Source organism: Arthrobacter pigmenti (genome assembly GCF_011927905.1).
Lineage (GTDB): Bacteria > Actinomycetota > Actinomycetes > Actinomycetales > Micrococcaceae > Arthrobacter_D > Arthrobacter_D pigmenti.
The window spans coordinates 1,720,288-1,731,051 of the sequence record NZ_JAATJL010000001.1; the positions used below are offsets into that span (position 1 = coordinate 1,720,288).

At 61.7% G+C, this 10,764-nt stretch carries 9 protein-coding genes and 2 tRNA genes; 2 read left to right on the top strand and 9 right to left on the bottom strand.

Annotated elements, in window-relative coordinates:
- Positions 1-195 precede the first annotated feature (195 nt).
- Positions 196-954, bottom strand: a complete 759-nt coding sequence (locus BJ994_RS07870) for an SDR family oxidoreductase (protein ID WP_167993133.1) — start codon at positions 952-954, stop codon at positions 196-198.
- 75 nt (positions 955-1,029) lie between these two features.
- Here BJ994_RS07870 and valS point away from each other — a divergent pair, with 75 nt between their 5' ends.
- Positions 1,030-3,666 carry a valine--tRNA ligase gene (gene valS / locus BJ994_RS07875; protein WP_167993135.1) on the top strand — a complete coding sequence of 879 codons (2,637 nt, stop codon included), beginning with the start codon at positions 1,030-1,032 and terminating at the stop codon, positions 3,664-3,666.
- 95 nt (positions 3,667-3,761) lie between these two features.
- On the opposite strand, the gene BJ994_RS07880 is transcribed toward valS, so the two are convergent.
- The 6 genes from BJ994_RS07880 to BJ994_RS07905 all read right to left on the bottom strand — a co-directional run bounded on the left by BJ994_RS07880 (position 3,762) and on the right by BJ994_RS07905 (position 9,100).
- The gene (locus BJ994_RS07880) at positions 3,762-4,382 is read right to left on the bottom strand and encodes a mycothiol-dependent nitroreductase Rv2466c family protein (RefSeq protein ID WP_167993137.1); all 621 of its coding nucleotides are present in this window, start codon (positions 4,380-4,382) and stop codon (positions 3,762-3,764) included.
- Between the two features lie 100 nt (positions 4,383-4,482).
- Positions 4,483-5,775 (bottom strand): ATP-dependent Clp protease ATP-binding subunit ClpX, encoded by a 1,293-nt coding sequence (gene clpX / locus BJ994_RS07885; RefSeq protein WP_167993139.1) that lies wholly within the window; start codon positions 5,773-5,775, stop codon positions 4,483-4,485.
- Between the two features lie 184 nt (positions 5,776-5,959).
- Entirely contained in the window at positions 5,960-6,634 is a 675-nt protein-coding gene (locus tag BJ994_RS07890; protein WP_167993141.1) for an ATP-dependent Clp protease proteolytic subunit, read from the bottom strand.
- Between the two features lie 43 nt (positions 6,635-6,677).
- Positions 6,678-7,274 carry an ATP-dependent Clp protease proteolytic subunit gene (locus BJ994_RS07895; protein WP_167995921.1) on the bottom strand — a complete coding sequence of 199 codons (597 nt, stop codon included), beginning with the start codon at positions 7,272-7,274 and terminating at the stop codon, positions 6,678-6,680.
- 222 nt (positions 7,275-7,496) lie between these two features.
- Positions 7,497-8,921 (bottom strand): trigger factor, encoded by a 1,425-nt coding sequence (gene tig / locus BJ994_RS07900; protein ID WP_167993143.1) that lies wholly within the window; start codon positions 8,919-8,921, stop codon positions 7,497-7,499.
- Positions 8,922-9,026: 105 nt separating this feature from the next.
- A tRNA-Pro gene (locus BJ994_RS07905) sits at positions 9,027-9,100 on the bottom strand.
- A 145-nt stretch (positions 9,101-9,245) separates the two neighbouring features.
- Here BJ994_RS07905 and BJ994_RS07910 point away from each other — a divergent pair.
- Positions 9,246-9,319: transfer RNA gene (locus BJ994_RS07910), tRNA-Gly, on the top strand.
- Positions 9,320-9,338: 19 nt separating this feature from the next.
- On the opposite strand, the gene BJ994_RS07915 is transcribed toward BJ994_RS07910, so the two are convergent.
- Together BJ994_RS07915 and BJ994_RS07920 are read right to left on the bottom strand one after the other, a co-directional pair.
- Complete coding sequence (locus tag BJ994_RS07915; RefSeq protein ID WP_167993145.1) at positions 9,339-10,232, bottom strand: DNA-formamidopyrimidine glycosylase family protein; 894 nt, start codon at positions 10,230-10,232, stop codon at positions 9,339-9,341.
- Complete coding sequence (locus BJ994_RS07920) at positions 10,232-10,705, bottom strand: ribose-5-phosphate isomerase (protein ID WP_167993147.1); 474 nt, start codon at positions 10,703-10,705, stop codon at positions 10,232-10,234. Before BJ994_RS07920 ends, BJ994_RS07915 begins: the two co-directional genes overlap by 1 nt.
- Between the last annotated feature and the right edge of the window lie 59 nt (positions 10,706-10,764).

Below are 10,764 nucleotides of genomic sequence, written 5' to 3' on the forward strand. Positions count from 1 at the left end.
CCGATCTTCACCGGACACCCAGGCACAGGCCGCTTCATGACTGCTGTGACGGGCTTACCCGTCCGGTTCTACTGGCCCCTGCACGGGGTTTTCTTCCGGAAGCTCACCGGTGATTGCCGGGTCGAAGCTGGTGGTTCAATTCTAACGGCCGGCGTAGTTTTCGGCGAACCGTGCCGTGCCGCCGTTCAAGCAGCTCTAATTCGTGCGTCGAATCACCTTGTGCGCGGCAGCCTGCGCAACCGGACGCACAACAATCTCATCCAGGTTGACGTGGTGCGGCACTGACACGGCATAGGCGACGACGTCGGCGACGTCGGCGGCAGTCAACGGTTTCTCGACCCCCGCATACACGTTCTCAGCAGCCCCCTTGTCGCCCAACCTGTTAAGGGAGAACTCCTCGGTGTGCACCATGCCGGGAAGGACCTCAACCACCCGCACATTGTTCTCCACCTCCTCCAGCCTGAGTGCGCGCGTCATTGCCCGTTGCGCTGCCTTCGCCGCGTTGTATCCGCCGCCGCCCTCATAGGAAGCTGTCGCGGCCGTCGATGTCAGGTTCAGCACCGTGCCCGTGCCGTGCTCCCGCAGCATCGGCAGAAACGCGCGGGTCAGCTTCATGGTGCCGACCACATTGACCTCGTACATCCATTCCCAGTCTTCGGTCTTGGCATCGGCAACCCAGTCTGTACCCCTGGCTCCCCCGGCAATATTGATCAGTGTGTCGATCCCACCCCCGGCGGTGACCTGCTGCACGAGGCGGGCAACGCCGTCGTCGTCGGTGATATCCAGCGCGACGGCGGTGGCGCCGGTCTGATCCGCCAAAGCGGCCAACCGTTCTGCCCGCCGCGCGACTGCCCAGACACGCCAGCCGTCCGCCGCGAGCCTCCGAACGGTCGCCTCGCCGATTCCAGTGCTCGCACCGGTTACCACTGCCGCCCTGCCCTGCTGGAAAGTCATACCCTCAAACTATCCGAAAGGGCATATGGAACGCATCCGCGAGCCCCTCGGCGTGCGCATGGAACAATTGACCGCATGGCACACAACACTGAGGGTACAGACACGCCCACACCCGCCCCCATCAATGTTCCCGAAAAGCCCGCTCTGGAAGGGCTGGAAGCCGCGCTGAACAAGCGTTGGCGCGAAGAAGGAACCTACACCTTCAACCGCGAGACCTCCCGCGGGGAGGTGTACTCGATCGACACCCCGCCGCCCACGGCGTCAGGCTCCCTGCACGTCGGGCACGTGTTCTCCTACACCCAGACCGACGTCATGGCCCGCTACCAGCGGATGAACGGCAAGAACGTCTTCTACCCGATGGGTTGGGATGACAACGGGCTGCCCACCGAGCGTCGCGTCCAGAATTACTATGGTGTGCGCTGCGATCCAACGGTCGCGTACGATGCCGCTTACCGGCCGCCCGCGCAGCCCGCCAAGAACCAGCGGGACTTCGATGTGATTTCGCGCCGTAACTTCATCGAACTGTGCGAGGAGCTCGCGGTTGAGGACGAAAAGGTCTTCGAGAATCTCTTCCTCTCACTCGGCCTTTCCGTGGACTGGAACCTGACCTACCGCACGATCGATTCGACGTCCCGCGCCGTGTCCCAGCGTGCGTTCCTGGCCAACCTCAAGCAGGGAGACGCCTACCTCGCCGAAGCGCCTACCCTCTGGGACGTCACGTTCCGCACTGCCGTAGCCCAGGCCGAACTCGAGGACCGCGAAGTACCAGGCGCCTACTACCGGTACCCGTTCGACGCCGTGGACGGCACGAAGATCCACATCGAGACCACCCGTCCCGAACTGCTCGCTGCGTGTGTGGCGCTCGTTGCCCACCCCGATGACGCGCGTTACCAGCCGTACTTCGGGCAGAAGGTCACCTCACCGCTGTTCGGTGTGGAGGTAGAAGTCAAGGCGCACCCACTCGCAAAGCCGGACAAGGGTGCCGGCATCGCGATGGTCTGTACCTTCGGTGACCTGACCGACGTGACCTGGTGGCGCGAGCTCGAGCTACCCACGCGCGCCATCATCGGCCGCGACGGGCGCATCCTCGCGGACACACCCGAGTGGATTACGACGACGGCGGGCCGCGAGAACTACGCGCGCCTCGCCGGCAAAACCGTTTTTTCCGCCAAAGAAACCGTGGCGGAGATGCTCACCGAGGCTGGGCTCCTTGACGGTGAACCGAAGAAGATCTCCCACCCTGTCAACTTCTTCGAGAAGGGCGACAAGCCGCTCGAGGTGGTGACCAGCCGCCAGTGGTACGTCCGCAACGGCGGACGCGACGCCGACCGCCGGGAACGCCTCATCGCCCGCGGGCGTGAGATCGACTTCCATCCCTCGTTCATGCGCAGCCGGTTCGAGAACTGGATCGAAGGGCTCAATGGTGACTGGCTGATCTCCCGCCAGCGATTCTTCGGCGTGCCATTCCCTGTCTGGTACGCACTGGACGAGGTCGGCGAACCGGATTACGAGAATCCGATCCTGCCTTCGGACGAGATGCTCCCGGTCGACCCGGCCGCTGAGCCGGCGCCCGGCTACGATGAATCGCAGCGCGGGGAGCCGGGCGGATTCATGGGCGACCCCGACGTGCTCGACACCTGGGCCACTTCGTCGCTCTCGCCCCAGATCATCGGCGGCTGGTCAAGGGATGAAGACCTCTTCTCGGCCGTGTATCCGTTCGACCTTCGGCCGCAGGCACACGACATCATCCGGACCTGGCTCTTTTCCTCCGTGGTCCGTGCGGATTCGCTGCTTGATTCCGCTCCCTGGAAGCATGCAGCGATCTCCGGATGGATCCTCGATCCGGACCGCAAGAAGATGTCCAAGTCGAAGGGCAACGTTGTTGTCCCGACTGACGCCCTGGAACAGTTCGGTTCCGACGCCGTGCGTTACTGGGCAGCTTCCGCGAAGCTTGGGGCGGACACCGCGTACGAGATCGCCCAGATGAAGATTGGCCGGCGACTGGCGATCAAGTTGCTGAACGCGTCGAAGTTCGTACTCAACCTGGGAGCTACTGAAGCCGACGTTGCTTCCGGAAACGCGCCGGCCGTCACCAACCCGCTCGACCGTTCGCTGCTGGCCTCCCTCGACGAGGTCATCGCGCAGGCGACAGCCGCGTTCGAGAAGTACGACTATGGACGGGCACTGCAACTGAGCGAAACCTTCTTCTGGTCCTTCACGGACGATTACGTCGAACTGATCAAGGACCGTGCTTACGGCAGTGTCGGGGAGGCGGAGAAGGCGTCGGTACTCGGCGCGCTCGCAACCACGCTCGATGCTTTGCTCCGCCTGTTCGCACCGGTTCTCCCGTTCGCGACCGAGGAGGTCTGGAGCTGGTGGCGGCGCGGCTCAGTGCATCAGGCCGCCTGGCCCGCTTCCGGAAAGTTCACTGCGGCAGCACTGGAGGCTGACACCGGGCTCCTCCCAACGGTCGGCGCCGCCCTGGGCGGTCTCCGCAAGGCCAAGTCGGAAGCAAAGGTCAAGCAGCGCACCGAGGTGCTCTCGGCCGTCATCAGCGGTTCCGAAACGCAAGTGCGCCAGCTCGATGCAGCGCGCTCGGACCTCTGCGCCGCCGGCAACGCCAGCTCACTCGAGCTGCTGGTGCGCGAGGGCGAGCTAACGGTCCGCGACGTCCGGCTCGCAGCCAGCGAGGAAACCGGGAGCGTCTCCTGACAAGCTCTCGTGGAGACGGCTGAGGCCCCTCAACGCACGCTTGCGTTGAGGGGCCTCAGCCGTTTCATAGCCGACCGCGATGACGGCTCCGGCCCCTAGTCGAAGGACGGGCTTGCGGTGCGGGAACGCTTGAGCTCGAAGAATTCAGGGAACTCGGCCATCATCACAGCACCGTCGAAGATGCGGCCCGCCTCCTCACCCCTCGGGATGCGGGTCAGGACGGGTCCGAAGAAGGCGGTGCCGTTGAAGGCGACAACGGGAGTTCCGACCTCGTCGCCGACCTTGTTGATCCCTTCCTCGTGGGAAGCGCGCAGGGCGTCGTCGTACTCATCGGAAGACACATGCTCGGCAAGCGAGGCTGGGAGGCCCACCTCCGCAAGCGATTCGCGGATCACTGCCTGGTAATCCTTGTTTCCTCCGTTATGAATGCGTGTGCCCATGGCGCCGTAAAGCTTCTTGATGTTGTCTTCGCCGTGAAGTTGAGCAGCCGCGATGATGACGCGCACCGGTCCCCATGCCTCGTCCATACCCTTCCGGTAATCCTCCGGCAGATCGCGACCTTCATTCAGGACCGAAAGACTCATGACGTGCCAGGCCACCGAAACGTCCCGAACCTTCTCGACCTCGCCGATCCAGCGTGACGTGATCCAGGCAAACGGACAGATGGGATCAAACCAGAAGTCTGCGGTCTTGGTGGTTTCAGCAACAGCGGTCATAGAGAAATCTCCTTGGTGCAGGATTAGCAGGTCACCCGATCGGTGCCTTCTCTGTCGCCAACCCACGCAGATTCGACAGTATTCCCAGACGGAGTGCGGACTACGCGGACTTGTTACGCCGCTTCGCGACGACGTCGTGCGAGATCAGCGTTGGCTCCGCCGTCTTGTCAACGACGGCTTCCGTGATCACCACCGTGGCGATGTCCTCGCGGCTCGGCAAATCGAACATCACTGGGAGCAGCACTTCTTCCATGATCGCCCTCAGCCCACGTGCACCCGTGCCACGCTCCAATGCCTGATCAGCGATTGCTTCGAGTGCCTGTGGCTCGAACGTCAGTTCCACCCCATCCAGCGCAAACATCTTCTGGTACTGCTTGATCAGTGCATTCTTCGGCTCAGTAAGGATCTGCATCAGGGCAGACCGGTCCAGGTGGGTGACTGTAGTAATGACTGGCAGGCGGCCGATGAACTCCGGTATCAGGCCGAACTTGAGCAGATCCTCAGGCATCACGTCGCCGTAGCTTGCTTCCTCGTTCTTGAGCGAACTCAGGGGCGCTCCAAAGCCGATGCCCTTGCGACCTGCCCTCGAACCGATGATCTCCTCAAGGCCTGCGAATGCCCCCGCCACGATAAACAGCACGTTGGTGGTGTCGATCTGAATAAATTCCTGATGCGGGTGCTTGCGCCCGCCCTGCGGGGGCACCGACGCAACGGTGCCTTCAAGAATCTTCAGGAGCGCTTGCTGCACGCCTTCGCCCGAGACATCGCGGGTGATGGAGGGGTTCTCGCTCTTGCGCGAGATCTTGTCAATCTCATCGATATAGATGATTCCCTGCTCAGCCTTCTTGACGTCATAATCGGCGGCCTGGATCAGTTTGAGCAGGATGTTCTCTACGTCCTCACCGACATACCCGGCTTCAGTAAGGGCAGTGGCATCAGCGACAGCGAAGGGGACATTCAGCCGGCGTGCGAGGGTCTGGGCCAGATAGGTCTTGCCGCACCCCGTCGGTCCGATCAGGAGGATGTTCGATTTGGCAATTTCAACATCTTCAGCCGGTGCTGCATCAGAGAGATTGGCTGACGCGCGCGGCGTGTGACCGGACTGGATGCGTTTGTAGTGGTTGTACACGGCCACTGCCAGGGAACGTTTGGCCGGCTCCTGACCAATGACGTACTCCTGCAGGAAATCGAAGATCTCCCGGGGCTTTGGCAATTCGAAGGTGCCCAGATCGGCCACCTCAGAGAGCTCTTCCTCGATGATCTCGTTGCAGAGTTCGATGCACTCGTCGCAGATATAGACGCCCGGCCCGGCGATAAGCTTCCGGACCTGCTTCTGGCTTTTGCCACAGAAAGAGCACTTGAGTAGATCGGTGCTCTCACCAATGCGAGCCATGTGTCAGTCCCCTAACGTGGTCCTCAGTGTCGCTTTGAGTCTTCGGCCGCTACCAGCAGCTGCTGATGGGACGGTCTCCATGCGTCGACTAAGTTCCACTCTAGGCCACTTGGTGCTGTGAATCAGCAACCCCACACACCGTGGCCCTCCGCCGATTGCGAAAGGTCACGGGGGCGAGAGTAAGTTACGGCTTATTGATCTTCGGAGGCGTGATCTTGCGGGAGGTCAGCACCTCATCCACCAGACCATACGCCCTGGCGTCTTCGGCGGTCAGGATCTTGTCACGCTCGATGTCAGCGTTGACCTGCTCGGAGCTCTTTCCGCTGTGCAACGCCAGCGTGTCTTCGAGCCAGGTTCGCATGCGCATGACCTCATTCGCCTGAATCTCGAGGTCGGATGCCTGGCCGCCCTGCCCGCCGCCCAGCGCAGGCTGGTGGATCAGCACTCGCGCATTGGGAAGGGCGAGGCGCTTGCCCGGAGCTCCGGCAGCGAGCAGCACTGCGGCAGCGCTTGCCGCCTGACCCAGGCAGACTGTCTGGATCTCCGGCCGGATGAACTGCATGGTGTCGTAGATCGCTGTCATGGCGGTAAAGGAGCCGCCGGGGGAATTGATGTAGAGCGTGATGTCGCGTTCAGGGTCAGTGGACTCCAGAACCAGCAGCTGTGCCATGACATCATCCGCTGAGGCATCATCAACCTGCACGCCAAGGAAGATGATCCGGTCTTCGAACAGCTTGGTATAGGGGTCCTGGCGCTTGAAGCCGTACGGCGTGCGCTCCTCGAACTGCGGCAGGACGTAGCGGCTCGTGGGGAGCTGTCCGGCGCTGCCCCCGGCTTCGGTGTGGAAACTGTGGTTCATGGTGCCTCCTGTTATCAGGTTAGGGATGTGGGACGGGAGCAGGTCAGTCGCGGCTTGTTCCGCCGCCGCCGGAAACGGATCCGGCGTGCGCCGAGATGTGGTCGAAGAACCCGTACTCCAGTGCGTCCTGGGCGGTGAACCACTTATCCCTGTCATTGTCCTTGAGGATTGTCTCAACGCTCTGTCCGGTCTGTTCCGCCGTCAATTCCGCCATGACCTTCTTCATATGGAGGATCAGCTCGGCCTGAATACGGATGTCGGACGCCGTTCCGCCGATGCCGCCCGACGGCTGGTGCATGAGGATGCGTGCGTGCGGCGTCGCATAACGCTTGCCCTTGGTTCCGGAGGAAAGCAGGAACTGTCCCATTGAGGCCGCCAGTCCGGTGGCAACAGTGACCACGTCGTTCGGGATGAACTGCATGGTGTCGTAGATGGCCATCCCTGCTGTCACAGAGCCGCCCGGAGAGTTGATGTAAAGGAAGATGTCCTTGTCCGGATCTTCCGCTGACAGGAGAAGCAGCTGCGAGCAGATCGCGTTGGCATTCTCGTCACGTACCTCGGAGCCAAGCCAAATGATGCGCTCTTTGAGGAGCCGATTATAGATGTAGTCGTCACGGCTGGCCGGATCAACAGTTGCCATGGTCGGGATGGTGGGTTCGGTTGCCATTGCTGATTGACCTCTCACTCAGGTTTATCTCTCACTGGACACTAACCTGTTTAGGTCGGTGTTTGCTCCCGCTCCAACAGCTGTTCGCTGACGGCGCATCAGGCCTCTGACATCACCCGAGGGCGCTCTGAAACATTGCTTTAAACGCGCAGTGCCGCCAGCTACTTGAGCTGACGGCACCGAGTGCGCGAGACGCTAGGACTTCTTGGTTTCCGCTTCGCCTTCCGTTGCGGACTCCTCGGTTCCTGCGCCGTTCTCTGCAGCGTCACCGGCGTCGGCTGGAGATGCTTCCGGCGCATCCTCCGGGGATGCCGACTCATCAGCGCCCGCAGGACGCACGAAATCGGTCAGGTCCACGGTCTCACCCTCGCTGTCGGTAACGACCGCGAGTTCAAGTACCTTGGCGAGCGCCTTACGACGGCGGACCTCGCCCACAATCATGGGGACCTGGCCGCTCTGGTCGAGCATTTGCGCAAACTGGTTGGGGTCCATGCCGTACTGGCTCGCTGAGCTGACGATGTAGTCAATCAGCTCGTTCTGGCTGACACCGATTTCTTCCTTTTCAGCTACGGCGTCGAGAACGATCTCGTTGCGGAAAGCCTGTTCGGTGTTCTTACGGATTTCCTCGCGGTGCTCTTCGGTGTCGTGATCTTCCGCAGCCGAGTGGCTGTTCTCGGAATTGAAGTGCTGCTCGAGCTGGTCCTCGATCACGGATTCGGGAACAGGAACCTCCACGAGCTCCAGCAGCTTCTCCAGGACCTTGTCCCGGGCCTCGACGCCCTGCTCGACAAGCTTGTCTTCAGCAGCACGCTTCGCCAGATCCTCGCGCAGCTCACCGATGGTGTCGAACTCACTGGCCAGCTGCGCGAAGTCGTCGTCAGCCTCCGGGAGCTCACGTTCCTTGACTGCCTTTACGGTCACGGTGACCTGGGCGTCCTTGCCTGTGTGCTCACCGCCGGCAAGCTTTGTCTCGAAGGTTGCGGATTCTCCCTCGCTCAGGCCGGTCACTGCCTCATCCATGCCTTCCAGCATGGTCCCGGACCCGATCTGGTAAGAGATGTCCGCGGCGGAATCGACGTCCTCGCCGTCGATCTTCGCAGTCAGATCGATGGTCAGGAAGTCACCGTCGGCTGCAGGACGATCCACGTCCTTGAGCGTGCCGAAGCGGCCGCGCAGCTCATCCAGTGCCTTGGTGATGTCTTCATCGGTTGCCTCGGTTGCCTCAACGGCGACCTCGAGACCGGAATAGTCGGGAAGCTCGACCTCAGGCCGAATGTCCAGTTCAACTGTGAACAGGAGCTGGCCGTCCTGGGCGGAGGGATCGGGAACCTCGGTGATTTCAACCTCGGGCCGGCTCAGCGGACGAATCTTCGTCTCCTGGACGGCGTTCTGGTAGAAGCCGTTCAGGCCGTCGTTGATTGCCGTCTCGATGACGTAGCCGCGACCGACACGCTGGTCGATGAGCTTGTTGGGAACGTGGCCCTTGCGGAAACCCGGAACCTGTACCTGGCCGGCGATGGTCTTGTAGGCAGCTTCGATGTTCGGCTTGAGTTCCTCGAAAGGGACCTCCACGTTGAGCTTCACTCGCGTGGGAGTGAGATTTTCGACAGCGCTCTTCACAGCCTAGTACTCCTGAATGATAGGGATCGGTTCTGCACCGGGTATACATATCCCGCGTCGGATTCTGCACAGTTCAATACATGTTCTGCACCGTCTAATACAGAGTCGGGGTGACAGGAGTTGAACCTGCGACTTCCTGCTCCCAAAGCAGGCGCTCTACCAAGCTGAGCTACACCCCGTAAGTGCAGAGGCAAGTCTACGAAAGAAAGTGCTCCGTTGCACATTTGGAAATTCGAGTCGCCTTATGATGTAGTTGTATCCGTTCCGGCCCATGGCAGGCCCGCGGCGTTCAAATCGCCCGGAAACCATAGTTCAGCCGGTTTCGGGGATGTAGCTTAATGGTAAAGCCTCAGTCTTCCAAACTGATTACGCGGGTTCGATTCCCGTCATCCCCTCCACTCCTCCACGAATTTCCCCTTACGCGGCCTGACAGCGCGGACACCAGTACAACTTGCGGGCACCCATCTCGCTCATCGAAATACTCGTGTGGCAAATTCTGCACTCAAGCCCGGTCCTTTTATAGACGTAGTGCGCTTCTTCCACAGGAACGAGGCCGCCGTCGGCAACCCGCTTGGAGCGATGGCTGGGCGCCGTCGTAATAATCCTGCCGATTCGGACTCCGTCAGCCATCAGGACTTCGAGATCAGCCCATAGAGCGAGGGCTTCCACTTCGCCGAGCGAGAGTCCTGGCAGCCAGGGATTGATTCGACGCCTGAAGAGCGCTTCGGCCCGGTAGACGTTTCCGACGCCGGACACCACAACCTGATTCATCAGCGACAGGCCAACGCTGGTCCGTGTCCGGCGTATGCGCCTGACAAACTCGGTGGCGTCGGACTCGTGATTGAGCGGATCCGGACCCAGTTTGGCGACGACGGCGGCACGCTCGCCCTGCGTGATGACCTCGCACGCCGTGGGTCCCCGAAGGTCGGCCCAGCCGGTGTCCGACACCAGCCTGACCCTCACCGCGCCGACCGGCGCCGGTGGACCCTCGTAGGTGCCGTCGTCGTCGTCGGGAGTTTCCTGCTCACCTATCCGCCGGGGCGCACCGATGCTTGAGGCCCCGCGGAATGAACTGTCCCCGCCGAAGCTCCACGCTCCATACAATCCAAGGTGGACACGCAGCACGAGGTCGTTGTCGAACTCGAGAAAGAGTTGCTTACCGTGTGCGTGCGCGTCTGTCAGGACGGTCCCGTCAATGCGTTCCGATCCAGCCTGGAAACGGCCCTGCGGACTGCTCACCGCCAGCCGCTTGCCCGCAAAAACCGACTCGAACTGTTGCGCCAACCGGTGGATGGAATGACCTTCGGGCACTACGGGAGGACTTCGCCGGTGGTCTCGTAGACGGCGATCTTGCTGATGCGCCTGACATGGCGCTCGGCACCGCTGAACGGTTCGGCGAGGAAGGCCTCCACGATCTCCGTGGCCTCCTCCAGGGAGTGCTGGCGCCCACCGAGCGCTACGACATTGGCGTCGTTATGCTCGCGGGCAAGCCTGGCGGTGTCGAGGTTCCACGCCAGCGCAGCCCGGACGCCGCGCACCTTGTTCGCCGCGATCTGTTCTCCGTTGCCGGAGCCGCCAAGCACAATGCCGAGGGAGTCCAGTCCGCCCAGTTGGTCATCGACCACCGCGAGAGCTGCGTTGATGCAGAACGCCGGGTAATCGTCCGCGGCGTCATATGCGGCGGGGCCGTGGTCCACCATCTCGTATCCCCTGCCGCTGAGGTGACGGACGAGGTGGGCGCTGAGCTCCATGCCGGCGTGGTCGGTTGCGATGTGAACGCGCATGTAGAAGATCCATTCGAAAGAGCGTGCATTTCTTCGACCTAAGAGTACTTGCTGGCTTG

Coding starts and splice junctions, on each gene's coding strand:
- BJ994_RS07870 (WP_167993133.1), bottom strand. CDS start 954: ATGACTTTCCAGCAGGGCAGGGCGGCAGTGGTAACCGGTGCGAGCACT.
- valS (WP_167993135.1), top strand. CDS start 1,030: ATGGCACACAACACTGAGGGTACAGACACGCCCACACCCGCCCCCATC.
- BJ994_RS07880 (WP_167993137.1), bottom strand. CDS start 4,382: ATGACCGCTGTTGCTGAAACCACCAAGACCGCAGACTTCTGGTTTGAT.
- clpX (WP_167993139.1), bottom strand. CDS start 5,775: ATGGCTCGCATTGGTGAGAGCACCGATCTACTCAAGTGCTCTTTCTGT.
- BJ994_RS07890 (WP_167993141.1), bottom strand. CDS start 6,634: ATGAACCACAGTTTCCACACCGAAGCCGGGGGCAGCGCCGGACAGCTC.
- BJ994_RS07895 (WP_167995921.1), bottom strand. CDS start 7,274: ATGGCAACTGTTGATCCGGCCAGCCGTGACGACTACATCTATAATCGG.
- BJ994_RS07920 (WP_167993147.1), bottom strand. CDS start 10,705: ATGCGCGTTCACATCGCAACCGACCACGCCGGCATGGAGCTCAGCGCC.